The organism is Neobacillus sp. FSL H8-0543 (assembly GCF_038592905.1).
In the GTDB taxonomy this organism is placed as follows: Bacteria; Bacillota; Bacilli; order Bacillales; family Cytobacillaceae; genus Neobacillus.
The window spans coordinates 168,404-194,579 of sequence record NZ_CP151943.1 but is presented as its reverse complement, the minus strand read 5'-3'; the positions used below and the strand labels follow the sequence as shown (position 1 = coordinate 194,579).

The 26,176-nt window shown below is 37.9% G+C and carries 30 protein-coding genes; 26 read left to right on the top strand and 4 right to left on the bottom strand.

The genetic code is table 11. The features are described from left to right. Positions 1-39: 39 nt before the first annotated feature. A complete protein-coding gene (locus tag NSS81_RS01005) occupies positions 40-987 on the bottom strand; it encodes an endonuclease (RefSeq protein WP_342431721.1) in 948 nt (315 codons plus the stop codon). Positions 988-1,198: 211 nt separating this feature from the next. Here NSS81_RS01005 and NSS81_RS01000 point away from each other — a divergent pair, with 211 nt between their 5' ends. The 3 genes from NSS81_RS01000 (at position 1,199) to NSS81_RS00990 (ending at position 4,411) form a co-directional block, all read left to right on the top strand. Further along, positions 1,199-1,999 carry an HAD family hydrolase gene (locus NSS81_RS01000; protein WP_342431720.1) on the top strand — a complete coding sequence of 267 codons (801 nt, stop codon included), beginning with the start codon at positions 1,199-1,201 and terminating at the stop codon, positions 1,997-1,999. A 57-nt stretch (positions 2,000-2,056) separates the two neighbouring features. Next, positions 2,057-3,586, top strand: a complete 1,530-nt coding sequence (locus NSS81_RS00995) for a PucR family transcriptional regulator ligand-binding domain-containing protein (protein ID WP_342431719.1) — start codon at positions 2,057-2,059, stop codon at positions 3,584-3,586. Positions 3,587-3,754: 168 nt separating this feature from the next. Further along, the gene (locus tag NSS81_RS00990) at positions 3,755-4,411 is read left to right on the top strand and encodes an aspartate/glutamate racemase family protein (RefSeq protein WP_342431718.1); all 657 of its coding nucleotides are present in this window, start codon (positions 3,755-3,757) and stop codon (positions 4,409-4,411) included. 300 nt (positions 4,412-4,711) lie between these two features. Here NSS81_RS00990 and NSS81_RS00985 read toward each other — a convergent pair whose 3' ends face one another. Beyond that, a complete protein-coding gene (locus tag NSS81_RS00985; RefSeq protein ID WP_342434159.1) occupies positions 4,712-5,008 on the bottom strand; it encodes a hypothetical protein in 297 nt (98 codons plus the stop codon). Between NSS81_RS00985 and NSS81_RS00980 the strand changes: the two genes are divergently transcribed. The 14 genes from NSS81_RS00980 to NSS81_RS00915 all read left to right on the top strand — a co-directional run bounded on the left by NSS81_RS00980 (position 4,971) and on the right by NSS81_RS00915 (position 17,571). Next, complete coding sequence (locus tag NSS81_RS00980; protein ID WP_342434155.1) at positions 4,971-5,411, top strand: DMT family transporter; 441 nt, start codon at positions 4,971-4,973, stop codon at positions 5,409-5,411. The genes NSS81_RS00985 and NSS81_RS00980 overlap by 38 nt on opposite strands. A gap of 145 nt (positions 5,412-5,556) precedes the next feature. Next, positions 5,557-7,179, top strand: a complete 1,623-nt coding sequence (locus NSS81_RS00975; RefSeq protein WP_342431717.1) for an OPT/YSL family transporter — start codon at positions 5,557-5,559, stop codon at positions 7,177-7,179. Positions 7,180-7,189: 10 nt separating this feature from the next. After that, positions 7,190-8,251 carry a DUF917 family protein gene (locus tag NSS81_RS00970; RefSeq protein ID WP_342431716.1) on the top strand — a complete coding sequence of 354 codons (1,062 nt, stop codon included), beginning with the start codon at positions 7,190-7,192 and terminating at the stop codon, positions 8,249-8,251. A 21-nt stretch (positions 8,252-8,272) separates the two neighbouring features. Continuing rightward, complete coding sequence (locus NSS81_RS00965; RefSeq protein WP_342431715.1) at positions 8,273-9,220, top strand: DUF1177 domain-containing protein; 948 nt, start codon at positions 8,273-8,275, stop codon at positions 9,218-9,220. A gap of 41 nt (positions 9,221-9,261) precedes the next feature. After that, a complete protein-coding gene (locus NSS81_RS00960) occupies positions 9,262-9,948 on the top strand; it encodes an AroM family protein (protein ID WP_342431714.1) in 687 nt (228 codons plus the stop codon). A 15-nt stretch (positions 9,949-9,963) separates the two neighbouring features. Next, a complete protein-coding gene (locus tag NSS81_RS00955; RefSeq protein ID WP_342431713.1) occupies positions 9,964-10,911 on the top strand; it encodes an aminopeptidase in 948 nt (315 codons plus the stop codon). Positions 10,912-11,056: 145 nt separating this feature from the next. Continuing rightward, positions 11,057-11,920 (top strand): NADPH-dependent oxidoreductase, encoded by an 864-nt coding sequence (locus NSS81_RS00950; RefSeq protein ID WP_342431712.1) that lies wholly within the window; start codon positions 11,057-11,059, stop codon positions 11,918-11,920. 18 nt (positions 11,921-11,938) lie between these two features. Further along, positions 11,939-12,466, top strand: coding sequence for a nitroreductase family protein (locus NSS81_RS00945; protein ID WP_342431711.1), 528 nt, complete (start codon positions 11,939-11,941; stop codon positions 12,464-12,466). Continuing rightward, positions 12,441-12,755: a DUF6092 family protein gene (locus tag NSS81_RS00940; RefSeq protein ID WP_342431710.1), complete on the top strand. Its 315-nt coding sequence runs from the start codon at positions 12,441-12,443 to the stop codon at positions 12,753-12,755. Before NSS81_RS00945 ends, NSS81_RS00940 begins: the two co-directional genes overlap by 26 nt. A gap of 162 nt (positions 12,756-12,917) precedes the next feature. Beyond that, complete coding sequence (locus NSS81_RS00935) at positions 12,918-13,145, top strand: hypothetical protein (RefSeq protein ID WP_342431709.1); 228 nt, start codon at positions 12,918-12,920, stop codon at positions 13,143-13,145. Positions 13,146-13,513: 368 nt separating this feature from the next. Further along, positions 13,514-14,446 carry a D-2-hydroxyacid dehydrogenase gene (locus NSS81_RS00930; RefSeq protein ID WP_342431708.1) on the top strand — a complete coding sequence of 311 codons (933 nt, stop codon included), beginning with the start codon at positions 13,514-13,516 and terminating at the stop codon, positions 14,444-14,446. Between the two features lie 26 nt (positions 14,447-14,472). Then, the gene (locus NSS81_RS00925) at positions 14,473-15,567 is read left to right on the top strand and encodes a beta-eliminating lyase-related protein (RefSeq protein ID WP_342431707.1); all 1,095 of its coding nucleotides are present in this window, start codon (positions 14,473-14,475) and stop codon (positions 15,565-15,567) included. Between the two features lie 213 nt (positions 15,568-15,780). Further along, positions 15,781-16,056: a hypothetical protein gene (locus NSS81_RS00920; protein ID WP_342431706.1), complete on the top strand. Its 276-nt coding sequence runs from the start codon at positions 15,781-15,783 to the stop codon at positions 16,054-16,056. 405 nt (positions 16,057-16,461) lie between these two features. Next, complete coding sequence (locus tag NSS81_RS00915) at positions 16,462-17,571, top strand: FAD-dependent monooxygenase (protein ID WP_342431705.1); 1,110 nt, start codon at positions 16,462-16,464, stop codon at positions 17,569-17,571. Positions 17,572-17,622: 51 nt separating this feature from the next. On the opposite strand, the gene NSS81_RS00910 is transcribed toward NSS81_RS00915, so the two are convergent. Both NSS81_RS00910 and NSS81_RS00905 read right to left on the bottom strand, forming a co-directional pair. Further along, the gene (locus tag NSS81_RS00910; protein WP_342431704.1) at positions 17,623-18,042 is read right to left on the bottom strand and encodes a hypothetical protein; all 420 of its coding nucleotides are present in this window, start codon (positions 18,040-18,042) and stop codon (positions 17,623-17,625) included. Between the two features lie 218 nt (positions 18,043-18,260). Next, positions 18,261-19,088, bottom strand: coding sequence for an HAD family hydrolase (locus NSS81_RS00905; RefSeq protein WP_342431703.1), 828 nt, complete (start codon positions 19,086-19,088; stop codon positions 18,261-18,263). A 264-nt stretch (positions 19,089-19,352) separates the two neighbouring features. Between NSS81_RS00905 and NSS81_RS00900 the strand changes: the two genes are divergently transcribed. The 9 genes from NSS81_RS00900 to NSS81_RS00860 all read left to right on the top strand — a co-directional run bounded on the left by NSS81_RS00900 (position 19,353) and on the right by NSS81_RS00860 (position 26,105). Next, complete coding sequence (locus tag NSS81_RS00900) at positions 19,353-19,553, top strand: cold-shock protein (RefSeq protein ID WP_007083691.1); 201 nt, start codon at positions 19,353-19,355, stop codon at positions 19,551-19,553. A 269-nt stretch (positions 19,554-19,822) separates the two neighbouring features. Next, positions 19,823-20,005: a DUF2187 family protein gene (locus NSS81_RS00895; RefSeq protein ID WP_342431702.1), complete on the top strand. Its 183-nt coding sequence runs from the start codon at positions 19,823-19,825 to the stop codon at positions 20,003-20,005. Positions 20,006-20,210: 205 nt separating this feature from the next. Then, entirely contained in the window at positions 20,211-21,752 is a 1,542-nt protein-coding gene (locus NSS81_RS00890) for a spore germination protein (protein WP_342431701.1), read from the top strand. Between the two features lie 4 nt (positions 21,753-21,756). Further along, positions 21,757-22,866 (top strand): GerAB/ArcD/ProY family transporter, encoded by a 1,110-nt coding sequence (locus NSS81_RS00885; protein ID WP_342431700.1) that lies wholly within the window; start codon positions 21,757-21,759, stop codon positions 22,864-22,866. Beyond that, on the top strand, positions 22,841-24,094 hold the full coding sequence (locus tag NSS81_RS00880; RefSeq protein WP_342431699.1) for a Ger(x)C family spore germination protein: 1,254 nt from the start codon (positions 22,841-22,843) through the stop codon (positions 24,092-24,094). Before NSS81_RS00885 ends, NSS81_RS00880 begins: the two co-directional genes overlap by 26 nt. A 1-nt stretch (position 24,095) precedes the next feature. Next, the gene (locus tag NSS81_RS00875; RefSeq protein ID WP_342431698.1) at positions 24,096-24,260 is read left to right on the top strand and encodes a hypothetical protein; all 165 of its coding nucleotides are present in this window, start codon (positions 24,096-24,098) and stop codon (positions 24,258-24,260) included. 105 nt (positions 24,261-24,365) lie between these two features. Continuing rightward, the gene (locus tag NSS81_RS00870) at positions 24,366-25,382 is read left to right on the top strand and encodes an NADP-dependent oxidoreductase (RefSeq protein ID WP_342431697.1); all 1,017 of its coding nucleotides are present in this window, start codon (positions 24,366-24,368) and stop codon (positions 25,380-25,382) included. A gap of 20 nt (positions 25,383-25,402) precedes the next feature. Further along, the gene (locus NSS81_RS00865; RefSeq protein ID WP_342431696.1) at positions 25,403-25,537 is read left to right on the top strand and encodes a hypothetical protein; all 135 of its coding nucleotides are present in this window, start codon (positions 25,403-25,405) and stop codon (positions 25,535-25,537) included. Positions 25,538-25,550: 13 nt separating this feature from the next. After that, complete coding sequence (locus NSS81_RS00860; protein ID WP_342434154.1) at positions 25,551-26,105, top strand: GNAT family protein; 555 nt, start codon at positions 25,551-25,553, stop codon at positions 26,103-26,105. Positions 26,106-26,176: the final 71 nt, after the last annotated feature.

The window sequence follows — 26,176 nt, the reverse complement described above, 5'->3', positions numbered from 1 at the left end:
TTGTGTGAAGATAACCATTTTCTACGATAATATTTTTGGTCATGTTACGGGGAAGTTAATTTTGTTTATTAAATCTGGGAAATCAATGAACGGGTTGCGGTTTCCCTGGATACCGTAAATCGCTTGATTGCGATGTCTTTCATAAAGTGTAACTGGGAAGTCTTGGTGCCATTTAGCTAGCAGGGAAATGTCTATTTGCCTTCGGAATGCCTTTTTAATCTCACTTGGATAGCGAATTAGAAAATATAGCATTGCACGTGCAGCGGCACCTTTGCCAAACTCTGGTTCAAACCCTTTTCCATTGGACACACCGCATTGATTTTTAATAGGCTCATTTGGTGATTCTGGCTGATAGAAGTTAAAGTCCTCATAAATGAAATTTGAACGCGCAATATTACATTCTGGCTCACAAATAAACAGGTGATGTAAATCTCCTTTCATGGGCTCGATGGCGCCAAACCATGATTGTGGCACAATATGTTCTGTGTTTAACCGATATTTCCATTCAATTGCTTTTAACTCCTTCATTGACTCAAAGTCATTCTGGTTTACTTTTTCAAGGTAATGCTGGAATTCTTCATATCTTTGACGAATGATTTCATAATCCTCAATAATTAAAATCTCTGGGTCCTTCTCGGCCCCTGAATAGATACTTTTAACTGTACCATCGGGATATAGGTCGACCCAGGTATATAAATACAAATCCTTACTTATAAAATAGGGAACACAATTTTTATGTGTTTCAGATAATAATTCATGATATTGGTAAAATAGTTCTAATCTATCTGTGCCAGGTTTGGAACTTGACTGATAATACTTAGCGATGTCCATTTGATTTTGCATTTCATCATAATAGATTTCTTGATCATTAAGGATTTTCCTAGTGTTTTCTCTTAAGAATGTCAGCTGTCTTTTCAAGTTAATCATTTTTTCAGGCTTCTCCCATATAATTTTTCGATACTTTTTCTTTCTCCTCTTCCTTTTCATATCTATTCACCTCAATCGCTGACCTAAGTGATTTCATACTCTTATTCTAACAATAATTCCCTCAAAATGATTGAAAAAGTTAGGTTCACTCTTAGCCGCTTTTGGCAGGAGGATTTTTAATTTTAAAGGCAGAGTTATGGCTTCTGTATATTCAAAAATTTCTAAAAATGGTAAACTGGTTAAAATTCTATCTAAAAAGTGAGGACTTCAAATGATAAAAGCGATATTTTTTGATTTAGATGATACATTGCTTTGGGATCAAAAAAGTATTAAGGAAGCATTTGTGGCGACGTGCAAGGTAGCGAAAGAGCGGTATGGGCAACTAGACCCCAATGAACTGGAGGAAGCGGTTCGCGAGGCAGCCAGAGATTTATACTCTTCTTATGAGTTTTATCCTTTTACACAAATGATTGGCATCAACCCGTTTGAAGGACTCTGGGGGGAATTTTTAGACGATCAAGATGATTTTAAAAAGATGAAGGAAATTGTGCCTGATTATCGGAAAGAAGCTTGGACTACAGGTCTTAAAAAAATGGGAGTCGATGACCAGGATTTTGGATATGAACTGGCAGAGCGTTTTCCGCAAGAACGAAGAAACCTGCCTTTTGTATACGAAGAAACATTCAAAATATTAGATAGATTACAAGAAAAGTACAAGCTACTTCTATTAACAAATGGATCACCCGACCTGCAAAAAACAAAATTAGCAATAACACCAGAACTTGTTCCCTATTTTGATCATATTGTCATTTCTGGTGATTTTGGCAGAGGAAAGCCCGATCCTTCCATTTTCGAACACGCCTTGTCTCGAATGTCCCTAAAAAAAGAGGAAGTTATCATGGTTGGAGATAACCTGATGACAGATGTGCTAGGAGCGAATCGAGCAGGAATCATAACCGTATGGATTAATCGTCATGACAAAGATCAAAATGAAGTCATTCCGACCTTTGAAATTAAACATTTAGAACAGCTCTTTCCAGTATTAGAGAAGTTGCGATGCTACAATATATAAACCACCATTTTTTGAAAACTAATTTGTAAATCTAAGTAAACATGAAAGAGGTGAAATATGATGAATCCAGCAGGAATAACATTAAGGGAACTGCTGCGCCTTCCAATATTAAAAGATGCCAAAGTAATCAGCGGCGAAGAAGGACTAAATCGGATTGTAAGACATATAGACATTATGGAAGTTCCTGATGTTAGTGGCTGGTTGAGAGAAGGGGAATTATTGCTAACTACTGCATATGCCATTCGACATGACCCAACATTACTTCCGAAATTAGTGGAACAATTAGCACAAAAAGAAGCCGCAGCATTAGCGATTAAAACTGAAAGATTTTTACATGATATGCCGATTGAAATGGTCCAAATGAGTAATAACTATAACTTACCGCTAATACAGCTACCAAATAATGTTCCATACATGGATATTATTCATTCAGTCATGGAACAAATTATTGATAAACAAGCTTCTCTGCTCAGGAGATCAGAAGAGATTTACAAGACTTTGACAACACTAGTACTAGACAATAGCGGTATTCAGGCAGTAGCCGACAATGTTGCCGCATTGCTAAAAGCACCGATTTGGCTAATGGATAAGGCAGGAGAAACAATTGTTTCGTCGCCGATAAATGCTTCAGATATTTCATCTTCTGAAACTCGATACTGGAGTATTAAAGTAGATAAGCAATTGGAAGGAAAACTTTTTCTCGGCAAGAAAAAATTAGATGAACTAGACCTTGTATGCATTGAGCAAGCAAAGCTCGTATTTTCTTTAGAGTTAATGAGAATAAAAACGGCATTAGATACGGAGATAAAGCTGCGTGGTGATTTTATTGAAGAACTATTAAACGGATTACCCTTATCGAAACAAGTGGTAATAAATAGAGGAACCCAGTTAGGGCTAAGAACAGAAGGAATTTGGGAAATTGCCATTGTTGAGATTGAAAACGATGAGAGTGCTCTTTTTATTGCTAAAATAAATTTACTAATCAAACATGAGTCTCAAAAATTCCATCTGAAGTCGCATATACATAGGCAAGGAAGTCGGTTAGTATTACTGCTCGCCTCACAGAGCTTAGATCAAACTAAAAATCCGAACCTACAGGCAAAGTCTTTAAATTGGGCTGAAATACTTACACCCTTTATTAAAGAATGGAGTCGTGTTCTCATTGGATTCGGAGGGAGCTCTCCTTTATGGGAAATTCAGCGTAGTTTTATAAAAGCAAAAAAAGCAATTTTAATTGGTTCGAAAATGGATATAAATCACCAAGTGTTCACCTATGAAGAAATCGAAATGTACCATTTATTAATAGGCGCTTCTGAAAATGTTGATATTGATAAGTTTGTTGAAAAGAAAATAGGAAAGCTTTGTCAGTATGATAAAGAAAATGGGACCGACTATTTAAAAACATTTTATTACTATTTATCATCTGGCGGGAGTTTAGTTGAAACGGCAAAACAGCTATTTATTCACCGAAATTCCGTAAAATACCGCATTGATAGAATTCGGGAGATTGACGATATCGATATTGAAAATTTCCGTGAAAGATTTGTATATTATTTTTGCATTGTTTATTATCAATTAAAAATGTAAACATAGAATAGGGTCTGTTGTGCTGAGAGCACAATAGTCCCTATTTAATTTTGTTGATTGGGTACATTGTCGAAAAAGGTAAATATATTTAGAATTATAAATATTCAATACTTTCAATCTATTTCAGAAACACGTTGAATTACTCATTTAGGGAAAGGGGAGATTCATATGATTGGCATTATCCGTGTTTTTACCACAGAGCAAGTAGAAATTTTGGAACAGCATGGGAAAGTTATAAAAAAATACTATGACGTACCAACCGTAACTAAATGCATATCCAATCAACATTTTGGGATTTTTAATGACGAGACGGAAGCGTTAGCTGTTCCAAAAATTGTTGAGTTAGGCAAAAAAATGGAACAAGAGGGAAGTACACTCCTTGTTATCAGCTGTGCAGCGGATCCAGCCATTGATGAGCTTCGCAATGCGGTATCTATTCCAGTAATTGGTGCAGGGAGTGCTGCTGCTCTTACGGCATTAGCGATTGGTGAGCCAGTGGGCGTTCTTGGGATTACCGAAACTGTTCCTCAAGTTGTAAAAAACCTCTTGGGAAAATTGTTAGTAGGAAATATAAGACCAGAGGGTGTGACGAATACAACCGATTTATTGACTCCAACTGGGCGCCAAAAAGGGCTAGAGGCAGCGAGATTGTTAGTAGATCAAGGTGCGAAGGTGATTTTGTTTGCCTGTACTGGTTTCTCCACAATCGGACTAGCAGATCTTTTGCGAGATGAATTAAACGTGCCAATTATTGATGCTGTGGAATCCGAGGGAATGTTTGCAGCTACATTGTATCGACAGCTGTCGATATCCACAATAAAATAATGCATCAAGTGTTCCTGAATTATGGAGGAAAGATCTTTAAGCTTTAGTTTTGAAAGAAGGTTTTTCTTTGGCCAAATCGTATTTTATGCTCTTATTATGTGTCTTCATTTGGGCGGGAAACTACCTAGCACGTCAATTTTTACTTGAAAAATTTTCTCCCTTATTTCTTTCAGCCTTCAGTCTGACTGTTATATCCATTTTCTTTTGTTTATTGGCTTTTTTGACAAAATCTTTTGTTCGTCTGAAACGTAAAGAACTTTTGCTATTTTGTTTTGCTAGTCTAATTGGGTTAGTTGCAAATCAAATCTTTTTGTTTACTGGTCTAAAATATTCGACAGCCACTAATGCCTCCTTAATTTTTAGCTTATCACCTTTAATTACTGCAGGATTAGCGGCAGTATTTCTAAATGAAAAGATAACATTGCGAATGATTATCGGCAGTTCCATTGCCATTTTAGGAATATTTTTTGTGCTATCAGTTAATTGGAAATTTGTTTTTAATATTGGTGATTTGCTTCTTTTCGGGGCGACAGCAACATTCTCGTGCAACCTAATATTTGTGCGAATGCTTTCAAAAAGGTTATCTACGTTTATCATTACAACCTATAGCTTTATGATCAGTGCCGTAATCTTTGATCCTTTCATTTTAGTAAGTTCGCCGATTAATTGGAATCATTCGTTCTTGGTTTGGGGATTTGCGGTATTGTCGGTGATTATTGGTCAAGGTGTAACCTCGATGATATGGAATATGGCAATGAACACTGTAGGCGCTGCTAGGTCTGCAATTGTGCTAAATCTACAACCCTTAATGACGATGCTGCTTACTTTTTTGATTTACCAAACCGCAGTAACGGTACAGCAAATGGTTGGTACAGCACTTGTGTTTGTCGGTATTATTTTTAGTGCGGTGCAGAAAGGTTTTTTTAGTAAGGAACAACCTGAATTAGTTGCACGACGAATGGTCAAAACCAATGATATGATTAACAAGGAAATGAGATAAACCCATCCTTAGTTTTTGTAATTTTGCGAATATCTACCGATGGTAAGAGTGAACAAGTTAAATTTTATGATTATTATAAAAAGCAATATTCTATTAAACAAGTCGGATGGCTGAGTTATTCAAATTTTGATTGGGGGACATTTCTATGAAACATGAACAAAAAGAGGACAAGCATCCACGTATATTCGAACCATTTACCCTTATTTTAACAATCGTTACAGCAGTTTTTGGTGCCATAATCGGGATGCAGATTATTGTTAGCCTCGGGGTAACGCCAAATACTTCCATTATAGGTGCATTACTGGCCATGCTAATTGCTAGAATTCCAGTTACTATTTTCAAACGATACAAATCGATTCATCGGCAGAATCTGGTGCAAACTTCGATCTCGGCCGCAACGTTTGGTGCAGCTAATAGCTTATTAATTCCAATTGGGATCCCTTTTCTCATGGGTGCACCGGAATTAATTGTACCAATGTTAATTGGTGCTGCCTTAGCTATGTTTATCGATGCAGCACTCCTCTATAAACTTTTCGATTCTAAGCTATTTCCTGCCAAAGGAACGTGGGCGCCAGGGGTTGCAACTGCACAAGCGATACTAGCCGGAGATAAAGGTGGTAAGCGGGCGGGTCTACTTGGAATCGGTACATTAATTGGTGTGATCGGTTCATTCCTTCATATTCCAATGTCGGCATTTGGTGTAGCCTTTATCGGAAATATCTGGGCACTTTCCATGTTTGGTATCGGTCTATTATTTCGCCAGTACTCCATTCCTGTGTTTGGTGTGGATGTTAACGCGCTTTATATCCCGCATGGACTCATGATTGGTGCCGGAATCGTAGCATTAGTTCAGGTTTCGATGTTGATTTTTGCTAAACAGAAACCAACAGGACAATCAAGTAAGGATGAAGTGGCAGCCGCTGTTGAAGTTTCTGACGATGAAGATTATACGCGCCCAATAAAGAAAGCAAGAAAGGCGTTAGGATTAGGTTTCGCGGCCTATCTTGCCGTTGCCTTAATTATTGCGCTTACAGGAGGCATCATGACGGACATGTCTCCAGGCATGTTTATCGGATTCTTAATCTTTGCTGCCTTTGCTGCCTTCGTTCATGAATTAATCGTAGGGATCGCGGCGATGCATTCGGGTTGGTTCCCAGCTTTCGCTGTAGCCTTTATTACCCTGCTTATTGGGATGATGATCGGTTTTCCTCCATTAGCGCTTGCACTGCTTGCAGGGTTTAGTGCAGCAACCGGACCAGCATTTGCTGATATGGGCTATGACTTTAAGACAGGTCATATCTTGCGTGGAGAAGGCAAGGACAAAGCCTTTGAAATTGCAGGACGAAAGCAGCAATATATTACAGCGATGATCGCATTTGGTGTGGCCCTTTTAACAGTGGTTGTTACCTACAAAGGTTATTTTGCCCAAAACCTTGTACCGCCAATTGATGCAGTGTATGTTTCTACGATTCAAGCGGGTACTTCAGCAGATGTGGCAAAGCAATTATTACTATGGGCAATCCCTGGAGCCATCCTTCAGTTGATTGGTGGACCCACTCGCCAATTAGGAGTTTTGTTTGCTACCGGTTTATTGATCTTGACACCTTATGCCGGCTTTGCCGTTTTAACTGGTATTGCAATACGGTTGATTTGGTTAAAAGCAAAGGGTAAAGAAGCTGAAACGCCTATGAGTATTATGGCAGCAGGTTTTATTGCCGGTGATGCATTATTTAGCTTCTTTAATTCAGTATTCAAATTAGGTAAGTGAGGAGAATAAAATGGCAAATATTAAGTTAGACAAGAAAATAGTTGAGTATGCAGTTTATGGTGGTGCAATCCTTGGTGGGGGCGGAGGTGGCTGGATTGAAGATGGCCTTCAAATCGGGCGACTAGCTCTAGACATTGGTCAGCCAAAATTACAAACAGTAGATGAACTTCAGGAAGAAGATTTGCTAGTAACAGCTTCCTTGGTTGGGGCACCTGCTGCAAAAGAAAAATTCGTAAAGCCCATTCATTATGCTAGAGCGTTCGATATACTTTCACAAAAAATTGGAAAACCGATTCATGGGATTATTACAAATGAAAATGGAGCCGCAACCACTGTAAATGGCTGGTTTCAATCAGCTGTAACAGGACTCCCAGTAATCGATATCCCTTGTAATGGACGGGCACATCCAACAGGTTCAATGGGGTCTTTGAATCTATCTGAGCAAACTGATTATATTTCCTATCAGGCCGCAGTGGGAGGCAAAGGTGCTAATTATATAGAATTGAGCGTTTCTGGTTCACTTGACAAGGCATCAACGATTATTCGAAAAGCATCAATTGAAGCGGGTGGTCTAGTAGCTGTTGCGAGAAACCCTGTGTCTGTTGCTTACGCAAAGGAAAATGGTGCAGCAGGGGCAATACAACAAGCAATTCAAGTAGGTGAAGCCTTGTTAAACCATACGGGTGAAGCGGCAATAGATGCTGTGGTTAGAAAACTTGGCGGTAAAGTTGTTACAGAGGGAACAGTAACAGAGTTTATTCTTGAAACGGCAGGCGGTTTTGATGTAGGCAAGGTAACAATTGATGGTACCTATGAATTAACAGTCTGGAATGAATACATGACGATTGAAAAGAATGGGGAAAGGTTTGGAACATTCCCAGACCTTATCATGACACTTGATGCAAGAACGGCTGAGCCAATCGTCTCAGCTGCCATCAAAAAGGGACAACATATAGCAGTCATTACTGTTCCAAAGGAAAAGTTAATCCTAAGCAGCACAATGAGAAATGAAAAATTAATGAAACCTATAGAGGAAATAATAAAAAAACCCATACTTGAATATATCTTCTAAGTGAATAGGGAGGAAAGAATAATGGTACTTAAACAAACCTTAACTGCGATTGAGACAATAGACAGTGCCTATGTCACTGGAGAAAATGTGAAGGAATTATTCAGTTCTTTTGCAAATGTAACTGTAACGGTCCAAACGGTTGATGGGGATAAAGGAAGCACAGATTTTATTAAAGTGGTGATTCCAGGGTCAAATGGAAAAAGTAGTGGTGGAGATGCACCTACCGTTGGAATAGTGGGTCGTCTTGGAGGAGTAGGTGCTCGTCCGAGCCGTATTGGTTTAGTTTCTGATGCTGATGGAGCAGTTGCAGCCGTAGCTTCCGCACTAAAGCTTGCAAACATGCAAACGAAAGGCGATACGCTTCTTGGTGACGTTATTGTTACCACTCATATTTGTCCAGACGCTCCGACACTCCCGCATGAACCTGTTGATTTTATGGATTCACCGGTTGATATCTTGACCATGAATAAATATGAAGTTGTCCCTGAAATGGAAGCAATAATATCAATTGATACCACAAAGGGAAATCGAGTGATCAACCATAAAGGAATTGCGATTTCTCCAACTGTTAAGGAAGGGTACATTCTCCGAGTAAGTGATGATTTACTGAGGATTATGGAGATGACAACAGGTCAATTTGCTGTTACTTTCCCTATTACTACTCAGGATATTACACCATATGGAAATGATTTGTATCACATTAATTCTATTCTACAGCCTGCAGTAGCTACTGAATCACCTGTAGTTGGTGTAGCCATAACCGCTCAATCAGTTGTTCCAGGCTGCGGAACTGGTGCGAGTCATGAAACCGACATTGCGGATGCTGTCCGCTTTGCTGTTGAAGTTGCCAAGGAAACAACAAATGGAACCTGTCAATTTTATAACAAAGATGAGTTTAGTAAAATCACTGAGCTATACGGTTCAATGAAAATTTTACAAACAGAGGGACAAAAGTCTCCACAAGTATAAGCAGAAGGGGGGCGTTTTGCTCCCTTTTATTCATTTAGCAAATGGGGGTTGTAATAATGGAGAGATTAGGAATGATTACCATCGGTCAAGCACCGCGAAACGATGTTGCCCCAATTATTGAGAAATATTTGGAAGGACGTGCAGAACTTGTCCAGGTTGGGGTTTTAGATGGAATGACGAAGGAATTTATTGAAAAAAATTTGTATCCAGATAATGACGATTATGTGTTAACCTCCCGATTAGTATCGAATGAATCTGTCATTATGTCCCGTGAGAAAATAAAACCCATTTTACAAGAAAAGATTAACGATCTTGAAAGTTTAGGAATTAAACAAATTTTACTCCTATGCACAGGGGTCTTCCCCGGACTTACGACGCACAGTTCATATTTAATTGAACCAGATCATATTATTCCTCCAACAGTTAAGGCGCTGGTCGCTAACCGTAGGTTTGGAGTAATCGTCCCTCTAACTGAGCAAAGAGACCTTCTTGAACCGAAATATTCACCCTTTGGGTTGGCCCCAGTTTTTGCGGTTGCCTCACCATATATGAATGATTCTGCAAGCTATGAAAAAGCGGCAAATGAACTTAAAAACAAAGTCGATATTATTTTACTAGATTGCATGGGTTACACAGAGCAAGCGCGTGAAATGGTTTCGCGAGCAACAGGTTTACCTGTAATTCTGTCAAATTCAATAATGGCTAAACTAACATCAGAAATGATTTAAAAAAGGATGAGAAAAATGAAAAAGCAATTAATCGAAATCAGTAAATATGTATTAGAAACATGCTTAGGGCTTAAAGAAAATGAAATGTTTCTTGTAGTAACGGATGATGTTAAGAAGGAACTTGGTGAATCCTTATACGAAGCAGGTAAATTACTTAATGCGGAAGCGATGCTTCTTGTCATGGAAGAACGGCAAAAATCTGGTGAGGAACCACCCGCTACCGTAACAGCAGCCATGATCGAGTCGGATGTGGTTGTATGCATAACAGAACATTCGTTAACACATACACAAGCAAGAAAGAATGCAGCATCATCTGGGACTCGCATAGCCACGATGCCAGGTATAACAAAGGATATGTTTTTAGAAGGAGCTATTTCAGCTGATTATTCCCAAGTAAAAATTTTAACAGATCGTATGACCGCTATACTTACAAAAGGTCAAACCGTTAGGATTGATAAAGACGGTTATTCATTGTCTTTCTCCATTGCTGGAAGGGACGGTATTCAAAGTACGGGAATGTACTTAAATTCTGGAGAGTCTGGAAATCTACCTTCTGGCGAAGCATATATTGCTCCAATAGAAGGGTCGGCAAACGGAAAAATTGTCATTGACGGATCGATTGCAGGTATCGGAAAGCTAGATTCTCCTGTCCTGCTAACTATTGATAATGGCCGAATTGTTAATGCAGAAGGAGAGGCAGCGCCAAAACTATTGGCGATATTGGGTGATACTGATGGCAGATTTCTGGGGGAATTTGGAATCGGAACGAACGATAAAGCCAGGATTACAGGAGTAGTTCTTGAAGATGAAAAAGTATATGGAACTATTCATGTTGCATTTGGAAGCAACAATACCTTCGGGGGTACCATCTCAGCAGGAGTACACATCGATGGGGTAGTAACTAAACCAGATGTCTATATTAATAATGAATTACTAATGGAAAAAGGGAAATTGAAAAAATAATTTTATTCTTTAATCTTAGGCTGTGTTAAAGGAAAAAATCAACACTAAATAATAACACAGCCTAATCACACATAATACTAATTTAATTGAAACAAGTGAAGCAGATGAACAGGGCAAGCATGCAAATGTAAAGGGGAGGTTCATTATGACAATAGCCGTCAATACTGCCAGTAGGTTGGAATTAGAAGGGATTAACCTGCCTAGTGACCTACTTAATCAAACGATTGAGACCCTCACTGCACATGAATCTATTAGGGGTTTTCTTCCAAAGCCTTTATCTGAGGGAGTTCTGGAGGCGATAATTACTGCTGCCCGTAGTGCACCCACTTCATCTAACCTTCAGGCTTACAGTATTATAATCGTAAAGGATGAACAGCGAAAAGATAAACTAGCCACTTTATCTGGAAATCAAAACTTTATTAGAGAGGCACCTGTTTTTCTCTTGTTTTGTGCTGATATCTATAGGTTAAAGTATGTAACCGCAAGGCAAGGGCATAAATTTGCGGCTGAGACGCTAGAGATGTTTTTACTCGCTGCCGTAGATGCGTCGTTGGCATTACAAAACGCACTGGTAGCTGCTGAATCGCTTGGACTTGTGTCTTGTCCTGTTGGATCTATTAGGAATAATCCAAAAGTGGTAGCTGAGGAGCTTACCCTGCCGAAGGGTGTGTTTGTTGTATCAGGTTTAGCGATAGGATTTGAGCGAGAGGGAATGAGGAGAGGTGTTAAACCTCGACTTCCTGAACAAGTGACGGTTCATAAAGAAACATACTCCACGAAGGTTCTCGATGAAAAATTGGCCGAGTATGATCAAACCATGATTTCACGGAGAACATACGATGGTCGCAGAGTTTCTTTAGCAGGAGAACCGGAAAAAAAGGGCGTGGAGTATGGCTGGTGTGAGCATACAGCTCGAAGGTGTACGCGCCCTGAAACGATTGCAGTATCAGCGAGTTTAAGAATGAACCTGAAACAGGTTCTTGAAGAACTGGGTTTTTCATTACAGTAGGAGAGGGTGAGTAAAAATATGAAAGTAATTGATGCAGTAAAATCAAGGAGAAGCACTCGATCCTTTGAACAGCGGACATTACCACCAGAAATGATACAGGAAATTGAAAATGCGATTCTACATAGTCCCTCAGGAAGTAACGCGCAAGAATCCCATTTTGTGATTGTTCAGGATGAACAACAATTAAGACTTATCAAACGGTTTGCACCAGGGTTATCTGGAGACCCAGCAGCTGTAGTTGTCCTATGCTCGAACGCAACGGAGTCATTGATTCGCGGAGGAATCGATACGGCTGAAGTCCTTCGTTTCGTCAATCTTGGAATAGCTGCTGCTTATATTCTTTTAATAGCTCATTCAAATGATATTGGAAATTGTCCTGTGCGTTCGTTCCATCGTGAATCTATTAAAAAGGTACTAGGACTGCCAGAAGAAATTGAACCAGAGCTATTAATCAGTCTGGGTTACGCAGACATGCCGCCACGATCGAAAACAAGTAAAAAGGTATTGGAGGTAATTTCGTATGACCAGTATGGAAACAACCACTAAAACCGCAGATCAAATTCTTGAACAACTTCGGGACTATGTGGCATATACCCTTACAAGTGCCAAAGGGCTATACAGGGAGCCACATAGCTATGGAGCGATGAGAATGGTAGATTCCATGGAAAGAGCTTTGCATCTTCTTCAAGAAGCAGGCATTAAGGATGAAGCACTTGAACTAGCATTATCGGCTGTAAGGAAAGAAAGATGGCGTGCTATGACGGATCCGCAAGGGTTTGGAAGAGCAATTGACGATTCAGTCCTTGGGCTTGTTGTCCTCTCAATTAATAAATGAAATCACACGACAAAATAGGTGACAAGTGCTATCAAACGATCGATAGTCCTTGCACCTTTTTTTTGAGTGTGAAAAGATACTTTGGGGTTTTGGTAAAAGAGGGAATAAACAATTAGAAAAAGTTAACTCTATAGATAAGACTGTTAAAAAGGGGAACCTGCCGTGAATCCATATGAAATAAATAATATGATCATTGACGATGACTTTGCTGTTGAAGAATATGTGACAGCTGATTTTACCTACAAAAGTAAAAATTATAGCATAACATTTAAAAAGGCTGATCTTGAAATAATGAATAAATGGGTGTTCGAAAATGGCACCTCACTTCCAGCGGATTTACCAGATAACATAATTGAATCATTAAGAGAAGATGTGAAAAAGAGAATTTAGGGGAACATGGTAATTTTCAAATCCCTGTTCTTGAAGGGCTTGGATTTCCAAATCCAGCCCTTTTGTTGTGGACATTTTTGAAGATAATGATTTATTTAAATACTGGTCACACATGCGGACAGTGAGGGAATCTTTGTCGAACACTCAGCAGCATCTGGTCTGCTTGGACCTAGTAAAATCGCAACCTCCGATTATACAAACCTAAAAAATGCTACACATATTGTCTGGGCAACGGGCGGTTCACTTGTACCAAAAGAAGATATGAACAACTTTTACGAAAAAGGTAAAAGCTTATAAGTGGAAGTGTCAGGTGCCTGGCACTTTTCGTTTTTTCCTTTTGCCATTACAATTAGTAAAGAGGTGAAAATATGAAGATAAATAATATCCTAGTTGTGAGCCCAATGTACAAAGAGATCAAATCCTTAATAGAAAAAGATGATATTCATAAGGATTTTCGTTATCTTACCGAAGATGAAATGAAGCAGGAGGATTTATTGTGGGCGGATGCGTTTGTTTCTTTTAATGTAAAGTCTTCCTATGATTTCAGTCATATCAAGTGGGTGCACTCGCTTGGTGCAGGTGTGGATCGATTTTTATTTAAGAGGGATTGGCAGGAAGATGTTTTGCTAACACGAACAATCTGTTCTTTTGGACAACGAATTGCTGAATATTGTTTAAGTTACATACTAAAAGATGTCCAGTTGCATGACCACTTTCATGCCTTACAATTGAAAAGAAATTGGGGACCAATCACGCCAAAATTAATAAGTGACCAAAAAGTAATGATTTATGGAACCGGTGAAATTGGTCAAATGACAGCAAAAGTATTAACTGGACTAGGTGTAGATGTCTACGGCGTTTCCTTAAGCGGAAAAGAAAAGGATTATTTTAAAGAAGTGATGACTGTTGATTCTCATTTTTCTCAGATAAATGAAATGAATTATCTCATCAACACCTTACCGTTGACAGAGCAAACGGAAAATCTGTTTTCTAAAAATATTTTTAATCGTTTATCAAGTGCAGGATTCATCAATGTGGGAAGAGGCGCAACTGTTGATGAGGAAGCATTGCTTCGGGCATTGTATGACAACCATCTCAAATTTGCTGTGCTCGATGTTTTTACCCACGAGCCACTTCCAGAGAATCACCGATTTTGGAATCATCCAAACATACATATCACCCCCCATATTTCAGCTGTTACCACACCGGAAGAAGGGGTAAACTGTTTTCTTGAAACGCTAAAAAATATCGAAGAAAATAAACCACTGGATAACGAAGTGAATGTAAAAAAGGGCTATTAACAAAGGATCGAGGGGAGCCTAATCAAATGAATAGTTTTTCAGACTTTTATAAACAAACAAAATACAAAGTAGCTGGAAATGGTCCACGGAATATTCAAGTTTTAAAAGAGGCATTAGTGAAATGGGATGGCCAAGAGGATGGTGATCATTACGGTAAGGGAAAAATAATCGACGAGTTCCAAGAGAAGATGGCGAAGTATTTAGGAAAAGAGGCTGCTGTATTTTTTCCTAGTGGAACGATGACACAGCAAATCGCCTTACGGATATGGTGTGATGAGTTGAGAATAAAAAAGGTTGCTTATCATCCATTAAGTCATTTAGAGATTCATGAAGAAGATGGCTTAAAAGAATTGCATCATATTGAGACAATTTTGTTGGCGGATAAGGATCGTGTGATTCAACTAGAAGATGTGGTGGGTTTGGAAGAGGAGATTGCCTGTTTATTGCTTGAGTTACCACAGAGGGAGATTGGTGGTCAGCTACCTGCCTATGAAACACTTGAAGCGATTTCAGCTTATTGTAAGGAAAAGGGCATCAAATTACATTTGGATGGTGCTCGATTATTTGAGATTCTTCCCTTTTATGAAAAATCTGCCGTGGAAATCTGTGCGCTTTTTGATAGTGTCTATGTTTCTTTATACAAAGGAATCGGTGGGATTGCTGGAGCGATTCTTGCAGGAAATACAGAGTTTACAGAAAAATCTAAGGTATGGAAACGGCGTCATGGTGGTGATTTAATTAGCCTTTATCCGTATATCCTTAGTGCTGATTATTATTTTGATAAGCGGGTAGACAAAATGAATCAGTATTATCTCTGTGCAAAGGAACTTGCTGAGTATTATAATCAGTGTCATGCCGTTTCTACTTTGCCGTTGAAGCCTGTATCCAATATGTTTCATGTGTATTTTGATGCACCAAAAGAAGTGGTAGAAGCCACATTAACCGAAATCTATCTGGAAACAGGAATCGGTTTAACCAGTTATCTTAGGGTAGGGAATAACGTAACAACCAATTACGAAGTAAGCATTGGGGATTTGTATGGGCAAATACCAAAGGAGGCACTAAGAAAAGCATTTCAACTCCTTGATGAGAAAATGAAAGATAAGCTTAAAATAATCTAAATGGAAAAATTGCCATGAATATAGTCAGTCTATATTCATGGCAGTTTTTTTTCCGAATATACTGTATTCAGCACCTATAACCAACACCGTTTGTCTTGTTACCAAGATAATAGGATAGTGGTCTTCATCCGTCTATAAATAAAATCATATTTCTAATCTTAAAAGGAGGTAATGACTTAGCCCCTGGCCACTCACAACTAAGGAGTGAATAATTTGATAAACAGTAAAGATGAAGTTCGTGAATTTCTTAAAAACTTCGAATCGTTTGCCCAGTGGAATGGAGAAAAGTATTATCTTTTTATTGAAACGAATAAACCTAAAGGGACTCTTACAATAATAAAGTCACAAGATGGAGGTTTTTATTATCACCGGAAAAATGAACTTTATTGGGATCTTAAAGAAATAAAGGTGGAGAATGGTATCCTTACTGACATTATCTGGACATTTAGGAATGCGATCAATAAATCCCTTGAAAAAATTGTATTGTAAATAGTTCAATTTACCTCAGCCTTCAACAAGTATGGTTACTTCAGCCCCTGAATGAATTCCTTACATTGAAAATCCTCTATAGTAAATTGCCTTTATCGTACAAACCACTTAAATCTTTCATTAATGTCAATTGAGCAGAAACCCTCCAGCAGCTTTGGAGGGTTTCTTGGTGCAGTGGAATAAACGACAGCATCTACTTCTATAGTAGCTGATTGTAAAAATATCCATAAGGAACATATATTTGTAATTACTCACAGATAATTGACCAATAACCTCAGTTTTGTTAATCTATACTTAACTTATTTTCTTATTACAAAACTTCAATTGATAAATTATTGCTTGGCTATAATGTTACTTAAAAAAGTCAGAAAAAGTGCTTGAACGAACATAAAATCAGACCAGAAGGTGAGTAACTTGAATCTACATGCAGATGTTTGTGTTGTTGGCGGAGGACCAGCAGGGACTTTACTTGGTTACTTATTAGCCCAAAATGGTGTGTCAACCATTATAATAGAACGTACTTCCGGAGTAAGTAGGGAGTTTAGAGGCGAGCATATTAACGGAGATACAGAGGCAATCTTAAGAGAACATGAATTGTTTGATAAAATCGAAGAACTAGGTCTTCTCAGAATGAGTAAGGTTGAATACTTTGCTGGGAAAGATATCGTTAAAACGATTTTACCTGCTAACGATGAGGACCATGTGGGCATTCATGTTCCACAGTCCAATTTACTGAGTGCAATTATTAAAGAGTCAGAGCAATATAATCATTTCCAAATCCTATACAATTCAACTGTAACCGGGTTGATCGAGGATGATAATGGATTTTATGCAGGTGTTCATGCGATAAAGGATGGCCAGGAAATAGAAATCACAAGTAAGATTATCGTTGGAGCGGACGGACGATATTCTACTGTGAGGAAGCATGCGAATATCCTAACGGAACAAAGAAAGCATGGTTACGATGTATTATGGGCAAAAATTCCTGCTCCACAAGGATGGGAGCCAACGACAAGGATGGTTTTTGTTGATGGACATCAGCTTGCATTGTTCACGCAAACGGGTGGTCGCATCCAAATTGGCTGGAATATCGAAGAGGGGGCATTTCCTTCGTTGAAAAAGGGAGATCTTCAATTATTTCTGGAACCATTAGTAAACAGTTTTCCGGAATTAGAAGATATTGTCTTACGAAATATCCAATCATGGAAGGATTTTGTTTGTCTAAAGGTAGTAAGTTCGTGCAGTGAGACATGGGTTAAGGATGGCTTAGTGATCATAGGTGATGCCGCACATACAATGACCCCGACAGGAGCAATTGGAATTAATTGTGGGTTATTGGACGCTCACGTGTTAGCTCCAATCGTAACCAGAGCGCTTTTAGAAAATAACACTAGCGCACAGTATTTGAAACAATTTGAAAAGAACAGAAAAGTAAGAATCAACGAACAGCAAGAAATGCAGATAAAAAAAGAAGAATCATTTTCAGAAATATTTACTCAGCTTGAACTAGTTTAAAACGATCTTAAAAAGGTGACAGGCATCGGTGTTAAGTCACCTTTTTTAAGATCAAATCCGATTTTGTTTTACATAACTGGTTTTAAACATTCCTTTTGGTTTTTCCCAATAGTATGGCAAGTGGCTTGTATTATTATTGAAAAGCTGAATTAATCCATCAAAATTCTTCATTTCAGCTAGATTAAATGCAACACCAATTTCGGTTTTAGCCTGAAAATAACAAGTGGTGGTGTTATTCTCACCGCTAGAATCCTTTTCATAATAAACCGTTTCAGTTACGTCCTGCCAGGAATATTCATGGACAGAGGTTCCTTTTCTTTTATTGATAACCGTTACAATAAATCCATCCTCATGACAAGAAACTGAAGTATCGTTGGCAAAGTAACGAATGACGAAGAATAATATAGCCCCAATAATAACGAAGATAAACCCAATTAAGATATTAATGACCATGAGTCCAATCCCTATCACTCCTAAGACTACCCCTAATACCACCGAGGTTCTAGATGAAGTGTTGTTTGCAAATGACTGGCTAATAAAAATCCCCCCTTTAGTAAAAAGATTATGCCTTTCATTATTCAAAATGACATCGAGCCCTTTTAACTATAAAAAAATTGATCGACAAAAAGTGATTCTAGGGGAAAAAAAAACGAGATTCACCATTTTCTGGCGTCTCGTTTATTTATTTACTAGGATATTGAGATTTTTTCATCTGTCTTGAGTAAATCTAATAGATGACGAACAGCATAAGCAAACCCATCTTCGTCATTAGTTTTCGTTATAATGTCAGCTTTTTGTTGAATGGCGAGAGGAGCATTTCCCATCGCAACAGAAGTAGTGGCAACTTCAAATTGAGCTAGATCATTGCCCCCATCTCCAAATGCAATAATTTCATCAAAAGATAGGTCCATCATCTGCTGGTAACGTAATAAAGCCTTTCCTTTATTCGCTTCAATTGAAGTAATCTCCATAATGTTTGGAAAAGAGGTGGCGGTTGAAATATCAGTTCTTCCAGTTAGAGCAGTTTTCACTACTTCAATTTTGTCTAATTGGTTCTCTTGCAACAACGCAATTAGTTTATAAATTTTCAGATTGTCTTTTTCAAGAATTTCGTCATAATTGAATTCTTGAAAAAGGGAATTTAACTCCTCTTTTGTTTTTCCATGTAGCGGTGGCAAGGTGGAAGGGAAACCTCCATAATTTGTATATACGAGAATTCCTACACCCAATCCTTGTAAAATCGCAAATATTTCTTCATAAGCAGAAGTTGTTAAAGTTGCCTCATATAACCGTTCTCTTGCCGCTGAGTATAGGATAGAACCATTAATGCAAAATATCGGAAGCTCCATATTTTGGAGCGCTTTTAATTTTATGACATCTGCATAGGCACGACCCGTATTTAAAATGACACAATGACCTAATTCTTGTAGTTTGTTGAGGACTTCTAGATTCTCCTCAGATATTTGATGCTGTGAGTTTAATAAAGTGCCGTCTAAATCAATTGAAATACATTTCATTTTAATTAATTCCTTTCGAAAATCATCTTATTAGACTACTATAACAGATTTGTATTGGTTACGGGTTGCCAAATTCAGGCGAACATCTTGTGATAGGGGGTGCAAATAAATTTTGAATATTGATTTGCATTAATGGGAAGTCTCTGTTATAGTAAAGAAGAATTATTTTTGTTTTTCGGTAGGTATTAAGTTTTAAAACTTTCTGTCTTAAAGATGCAAGGATAGTAACACAATGTGTGCTTAGCACACGAGGAGGAAACAACAATGGAACAAGGTAAAGTGAAATGGTTTAACGCAGAAAAAGGATTCGGATTTATCGAACGCGAAGCAGGAGACGACGTATTCGTACACTTCTCAGCTATCCAAAGCGAAGGTTTCAAATCTTTAGACGAAGGTCAAGCAGTAACATTTGAAGTAGAACAAGGTCAACGTGGACCCCAAGCTACTAACGTTCGCAAAGCATAATAAGAACTTAAATATAAAAAGGCTCTCTTGTAGAGTCTTTTTTTGTTATCTTAGAAAAAATTACATAAAAAAACCCTACTCTGCAGTTGAGTAGGGCGGGCACACAAACACATAAAGAAAATGGTAGACAAAGTATACCACACTAATTGAGCATTCCCTAATCTTTTTTTAAAATAGTTGCAAATCTAAAAAAAACTGCAGATTACTTTGATGCAAATGGGAGTATTACATTAGAAATTTTTGGACATTATATTGGCGAGGTGATGGGAATGGCCACTGTGAAAATTGGCGATGTTATTTCCTTTAAACGTGAAGGAGAAGAACATGAAGGAAAAGTAACGGGCATTAGGGAAAACTCTGTAATGGTTCAATACGGATTTTCAAAAACGAAAGATGAACCACTTACAACCATAGTTAATCATAAAAACTACAAAATTAAACAATCGGATTGAACCTATATTTTGGTCATGTTCATGATCAGTTCTTACATTTTGAAACAATAAAAAGATTAGAAATGAATCCCTTCACTTTGAAGGGATTTTTTTATATTTGAAAATTAAAAGATGGACAGTGATGATTGCGGCTCGTTTTTTTGTTTTTTTATACATAAGAGCACCTTAAATTGGAAAACTAGATAAAAACTGGGGGTGGTTCGTGATGAAGAATAGGCTATTAAAACCGCTTATAGAGAAACTTAATCCAGAACCTCAGTTTAACGAACAGTCCAATGCACTGGATATAGAACAAAAAGAGCAGGATATCAGCAATGATTTAGATAAAAATTTAGCGACATTTACGTCCATTTTTAGTGTTCCGAAAAATATGGATGTTAAGGTACGTGAGTTTACCATCCATTCAATTAATAAGCGTGCATTTATCTTCTTCATTAGTACCATGGTAGATATAACCAATATTCAAGAAAGCATCGTGGAACCACTACTTGAAGCTGAGCAGCCATCTGAAAAAATTCCTGATATCGTTTCATATCCAATAGAAACGACGGTCACGAATATTGGGGAGATTACTGAATTTATTACTTCTGGGGGCACCATACTCTTTGTGGAAGGCGATTCTCAATGTTATGCCTTTCAAACGACGAAAATTCGTGGTCGGGGAATAGAAAAATCAGATAATGAGGTAATTGTAAAAGGAGCAAAAGAAGCCTTTAACGAAAAGGTGATTGATAATATTTCCTTAATCCGTAAAAAGATTAAAAATGAAAATCTAATCTTTGAGGCTCAGCTTATTACAAAGCGGTCGAAAGACTCTGTGTTTCTTGCATATGAAAAAGACTTAGTGAATGATGAACTACTTCAAACCATAAAAGATAAATTATCTTCGCTCGATGTGGACAGGATTATTGATTTAAGTATATTAGAGCAATATCTAGAAGAACGGCCAAGATCGTTATTCCCAACTATATTATATACGGAGCGACCGGACAGAGCGGCTTCATTTATTGAAGAAGGTCATATTGTATTATTAATGGAAAATTCACCGGGGAGCCTGATACTGCCTGCTACCTTTTGGGCATTGTTCCATTCGCCAGAAGATCATTATCTACGTACGCCGTATGGTAATTTCATTAGGATTCTGCGTGTTATTGCTTTGTTTGTAGCTGTTTTGACATCTTCTTTTTATATTGCGATTACCAATTTTCATGTAGGGATGATTCCGCCTGATTTGTTAATGGCGATGGCTGGGACGAGGGAACGTGTCCCGTTCCCATCCATAATTGAAGTTTTAATGATGGAAATTGCCTTTGAACTTATTCGAGAAGCGGGATTACGCGTGCCATCCCCAATTGGCCCAACGATTGGGATTGTCGGAGCACTAATTTTAGGTCAAGCAGCTGTTCAAGCTAATGTCATTAGTCCGATTGTCATTATTGTCATTGCCTTAACAGGCTTAAGCTCATTTATTATCAGTGATGTTAGCATGAATTTCGCTATTCGGATCAGTCGCTTTTTGTTTATTCTTGTAGCAGGATTTCTAGGTGTATATGCAGTCATCGCTTTATTTACTGCCGCTCTCTTTTATTTAGTTTCATTAAAATCATTTGGCACTTCTTACTTTGCACCGATGACACCACATTTTTTCTCATCAAAGGACTTAATAATCCGTCATGTTCCAATGAAAGAAAGGTTTCGCCCAGGGTATTTAAAACCAAAGGATATGGTTAAACAAAGAAAGGGATAAGAAAATGAATCAGCAGCCTGCAAAACTCGGTATTCGTGAATATGTGTCAATCGCTATATTGATGGTTGGGGCCAAAGCATCTGAAGATACACCTGCCACTCTGTATAATCAGGTACAAAATGCAGCATGGATGATCCCGATCCTGTCAGCTGGATTATTTTTTATCCCGCTTTTTTTATTATTAAAGACTTTGTCCTTGTATGAAAATAAGAACCTATTTTCCGTCATTCAAAAGTTACTCGGAAGATACATAGGTTTTATTGTTTGTCTTCTTATCTTTGTAATTAGCTCGTTTGCCATCTCGTTCGATTCAAGAACATATACAAATATCATTCGGACATTTTATTTTCCAACAACCCCAAACATAATCATCTATGCCCTGTTAATGGTCGTTTGTGCCTATGGCGCTAAAAAAGGAATTCAGCATATTGGTTCGGTTTCCTATTTAATGATTTTTTATTTTGTACTATCTTTGTATCTAGCGCTAATATTAAGTACTCAAGATAGCAATATTTATTCAATTTTTCCGATTTGGGGTCCTGGAAAACTTGAAGTTTTGAAGGTAGGTACACAAAGACTCACTCTTTTTGCTGAATTTTTTCTGTTTACCTTGTTAATCCCTTATTGTGCTTCAAACAAAGAATTTCGAAAAGGCACATGGATTGCTTTTGTCTATGTAAGCATACAAATTAGTGTTTGCGTTCTAATTTTTATCTGCATGTTCGATGTAACCTTTGGAGGAACAGCTTTTCCATTCCACACAGCGATTCGGTATGTTTCACTCGGTAGTTATCTTCCGAATGTAGAAATTATCTTTTTCGTTATGTGGATCATGTCAGCATTTATTCGTTTCACTGCATTTTTGTATCTCAATGCACTAATGTTCGGTCATATTTTTAAAATTAAAGATTTTGAAATTTTAATCCCATCACTCGCGACAATCTATTTATTAATTGGATCGATTCCAGAAGCAGCAATTGATGTTAGTTTAGAATTCAAGCCGATAATAGCAATGATAGCGGGTCCTGCTTTCAGTGCTATTGCAATCATTTTATGGCTGGCTGCACTGTTAAAAGGAGACTTTAAACATGGAAAAAATCGAAACAGTATGTAAAGTAATGTTGCTATTTGCCATTGTCTGCATATTATCAGGCTGTTGGGATCGTGAAGAACTTGAAGATAAATCATTTGTGATTGGAATAGGACTTGATCATTCAGAAAAGGAGGGGAAAATTAAAGTCACCATGCTAATTGCTAATCCCGAAGTAGGGAGTATGCAAGGCGGTGGTGGCTCAACAGAAAAGCCTCGAGAAATCATTACGTTTGATGCTAATGATTTCATTACAGCAAAAGCAACTGCTAATTCGATCATCTCACGTAATATTAGTTATGAACTATTAAAGATTTTTGTTATTTCTGAGGAGTTTGCAGGAGACAAGGATTTTATAACGGTCTTTTACGATGTATTAAAGGATAAAGAAATTCGACTGAATAATTATCTGGCAGTATCTAAAGAAAAGGCAAGCGAATATTTTTTAAAGAATCGTCCAAAATTGGAAACAAGACCACATAAATACTTTCAATTCATAATCGATCATGGGATTGATAATGGGATGATCCCTGATTCTACTATCTACCGCTTTTTTCAAACGGTGGAAAGGGGGTCAGATCTCTTTTTGGCGATGTACACCTCAGCTGAAAGAGAAAAGAATCCTGCCATTAAAAGTGAAGATGAATACATAGCAGGGCAAGTGAATGCAACCGGCGAGCTTGATGATACCCAATTTATGGGGTCAGCAGTTTTCAAAGATGGGGTGATGATAAATAAGCTAAATGGTCAAGAAACACGCACGGTTAATATTCTTGATGACACAACAAATATCAAAGATATATTGTTGAATGTACCTGATCCTTTTTCTAATAAGGAAGAAGAAAAGGAGATTTCGGCAAGAGTCATGAAAACTAAAAACAATAAAGTAAAAATGGATTTGAAAAATGGGAAGCCAAAGATTTTTATAACAATCCCATTAAAATTGGAAATTATGTCAAATCCATCTATGGTTAGCTTTAAGGAGAAAAAAAACCAACATATTTTAAAAAGACACATAGCCAAACATATCGAATTAGTGAATGAAGATTTGTTTAAAAAAACACAGACGGAATTAAAAGGTGTACCCTACCCGTTAGATTTATACGCCAGAAAATACTTTGGGACGATTCAGGAATTTGAAAAATTTAATTGGGCAAAATCGTATCTTGATGCTGACATTAAGGTGAAAGCGGATATTGAAATTATTGATTATGGAAAAGAAACAAAAAAACCTAAAAAGGTAGGGGAGTAGGTTGACAATTTTAATCTTTGTTTCTTTGTTTGCCATTGCTGTTTATACTTTTGGCTTCGCCGTTACATTATGGAAGGAGAAGCAAAAGGGCGGTGCATTATCTGTTTTTTTCCTTACACTAACGATCGTCGTCCTTCCGTTTTTTTCGATTTATAAAATACAATAATTTTTATGGTCCGAATGTAATGAAATAAAAGCAGGGAATTACCTTTAGAAAATAGAACATGTATAGAGGACTGAAAATGCTTCATTTTAAAAGAGGAGTGGTTACATGGGGGAAAATGTGAATCGAAAAATTTTATTGGCAAGCAGGCCAGTGGGAATGCCAACAGAAAGCAACTTCAAAATGATTGAAGAAAAAGTACCAGAGATTAAAGAAGGAGAAGTGCTGATTCGTACACTGTTTCTTTCAGTCGATCCTTATATGAGGGGACGAATGTCAGCTGCCAAGTCTTATGCAAAGCCTTATGAGGTCGGAGAGCCGTTCCTTGGAGGAATGGTCGGAAAGATTGTTGAAACAAGAAATTCCAGATTTCAAGTAGGTCAATTTGTTGAAGGCCGCCTTGAGTGGGCCGAGTACAATGTGTCGGATGGAAGTACGATTCGTAAAATCAATCCAGAATTGGCACCGGTATCAACTGCGCTTCATGTACTCGGAATGCCTGGTTTGACTGCATATATGGGACTAACTTACATAGGAGAGCCAAAGGAAGGGGAAACCGTTGTTGTTTCAGGAGCATCTGGTGCCGTTGGGATGATTGTTGGTCAAATTGCCAAGCTAAAAGGCTGCCGAGTTGTCGGAATTGCCGGACAAGATGAAAAATGCACATATCTCACTGAAGAATTAGGCTTTGATGCAGCTATTAATTATAAAACAGCGGAAAACCTGCGCAAAGCAATCAAGGAAGTATGTCCTGACGGTATCGATGTTTATTTTGATAATGTTGGCGGAGCAGTGAGTGATGCAGTAATGACTCTGATTAATTTTCAGTCTCGAACAATCATTTGCGGCCAAATCTCGCAATATAACTTAGAAATGCCAGAAATGGGTCCAAGGGTTGCGGGGCAGTTGCTGACAACCAGATCATTGATGAAAGGTTTTATTGTAAGCGACTATGCCCAGCATAACAAAGAAGCCTTCACTCAACTATCCCAGTGGGTGAAGGAAGGGAAAATCCAATCTCGCGAAAATATTGTTTTTGGCTTTGAAAATACAGTTGAAGCCTTTCTAGGTCTTTTCCGCGGGGATAATATTGGCAAGCAACTTGTAAAAATAGCAGAGGAATAATATCAAAAACGGCTCCCAAGATGTTGCAATTATGGGGCCGTTTTTTAGTTACCTTATCACTGACCAATGATATTGTCATCCTCAATCAAGCAGAATATGAATATCTGAGGAGTGTGATTGAAATGGAAAAATTGGAGATAATCAATAGTGAGTAACGGAGCTGATTTTATGAGAATGGAAGAAGTATTCGGCGATTTTCCAGTATTAGAAACGGAACGGCTTTTCCTTAGGAAAATATCTTTAAAAGATGTAGATGATATGTTTTCCTATTGCTCCAAGGAAGAAGTTGCAAAGTACGTTACTTGGAATGCTCATCGAACAATTTCAGACACTATGGAGTTTGTAGAATTTACCTTAGAACAGTATGCCAATAAAAAGGTTGCTCCATGGGGGATTGAATACAAAGAGAATGGAAAATTGATTGGATCGATTGATTTTGTATCATGGCAGCTAAATCATAAGACGGCAGAAATCGGATATGTCCTTTCTCAGGATTATTGGGGTAATGGGATCATAACAGAGGCAGTCAAAGAAGTGATACGATTCGGGTTTGAGAAAATGGGCGTAGTCAGAATTCAAGCTAGATGCTTTGAAGAGAACGCTGGCTCAGAGCGAGTGATGGAAAAGGCAGGTATGTCATTTGAGGGCACCCTTAGGAAAGCGATGCTCGCAAAAGGAAAGCATCAAAATTTAAAGGTTTACTCCATTGTCAAAGAAGAGTAGTTATTTATTACGTTATCATAGCATCAAGATTACAGGAGGAAGTCTTCCTTTTTTCTTGATGCTTATTTTTA

Coding starts and splice junctions, on each gene's coding strand:
- NSS81_RS01005 (WP_342431721.1), bottom strand. CDS start 987: ATGAAAAGGAAGAGGAGAAAGAAAAAGTATCGAAAAATTATATGGGAG.
- NSS81_RS01000 (WP_342431720.1), top strand. CDS start 1,199: ATGATAAAAGCGATATTTTTTGATTTAGATGATACATTGCTTTGGGAT.
- NSS81_RS00995 (WP_342431719.1), top strand. CDS start 2,057: ATGATGAATCCAGCAGGAATAACATTAAGGGAACTGCTGCGCCTTCCA.
- NSS81_RS00990 (WP_342431718.1), top strand. CDS start 3,755: ATGATTGGCATTATCCGTGTTTTTACCACAGAGCAAGTAGAAATTTTG.
- NSS81_RS00985 (WP_342434159.1), bottom strand. CDS start 5,008: ATGATAAACGTAGATAACCTTTTTGAAAGCATTCGCACAAATATTAGG.
- NSS81_RS00975 (WP_342431717.1), top strand. CDS start 5,557: ATGAAACATGAACAAAAAGAGGACAAGCATCCACGTATATTCGAACCA.
- NSS81_RS00970 (WP_342431716.1), top strand. CDS start 7,190: ATGGCAAATATTAAGTTAGACAAGAAAATAGTTGAGTATGCAGTTTAT.
- NSS81_RS00965 (WP_342431715.1), top strand. CDS start 8,273: ATGGTACTTAAACAAACCTTAACTGCGATTGAGACAATAGACAGTGCC.
- NSS81_RS00960 (WP_342431714.1), top strand. CDS start 9,262: ATGGGGGTTGTAATAATGGAGAGATTAGGAATGATTACCATCGGTCAA.
- NSS81_RS00955 (WP_342431713.1), top strand. CDS start 9,964: ATGAAAAAGCAATTAATCGAAATCAGTAAATATGTATTAGAAACATGC.
- NSS81_RS00950 (WP_342431712.1), top strand. CDS start 11,057: ATGACAATAGCCGTCAATACTGCCAGTAGGTTGGAATTAGAAGGGATT.
- NSS81_RS00945 (WP_342431711.1), top strand. CDS start 11,939: ATGAAAGTAATTGATGCAGTAAAATCAAGGAGAAGCACTCGATCCTTT.
- NSS81_RS00940 (WP_342431710.1), top strand. CDS start 12,441: ATGACCAGTATGGAAACAACCACTAAAACCGCAGATCAAATTCTTGAA.
- NSS81_RS00930 (WP_342431708.1), top strand. CDS start 13,514: ATGAAGATAAATAATATCCTAGTTGTGAGCCCAATGTACAAAGAGATC.
- NSS81_RS00925 (WP_342431707.1), top strand. CDS start 14,473: ATGAATAGTTTTTCAGACTTTTATAAACAAACAAAATACAAAGTAGCT.
- NSS81_RS00905 (WP_342431703.1), bottom strand. CDS start 19,088: ATGAAATGTATTTCAATTGATTTAGACGGCACTTTATTAAACTCACAG.
- NSS81_RS00900 (WP_007083691.1), top strand. CDS start 19,353: ATGGAACAAGGTAAAGTGAAATGGTTTAACGCAGAAAAAGGATTCGGA.
- NSS81_RS00895 (WP_342431702.1), top strand. CDS start 19,823: ATGGCCACTGTGAAAATTGGCGATGTTATTTCCTTTAAACGTGAAGGA.
- NSS81_RS00890 (WP_342431701.1), top strand. CDS start 20,211: ATGAAGAATAGGCTATTAAAACCGCTTATAGAGAAACTTAATCCAGAA.
- NSS81_RS00885 (WP_342431700.1), top strand. CDS start 21,757: ATGAATCAGCAGCCTGCAAAACTCGGTATTCGTGAATATGTGTCAATC.
- NSS81_RS00880 (WP_342431699.1), top strand. CDS start 22,841: ATGGAAAAAATCGAAACAGTATGTAAAGTAATGTTGCTATTTGCCATT.
- NSS81_RS00870 (WP_342431697.1), top strand. CDS start 24,366: ATGGGGGAAAATGTGAATCGAAAAATTTTATTGGCAAGCAGGCCAGTG.
- NSS81_RS00865 (WP_342431696.1), top strand. CDS start 25,403: ATGTTGCAATTATGGGGCCGTTTTTTAGTTACCTTATCACTGACCAAT.
- NSS81_RS00860 (WP_342434154.1), top strand. CDS start 25,551: ATGAGAATGGAAGAAGTATTCGGCGATTTTCCAGTATTAGAAACGGAA.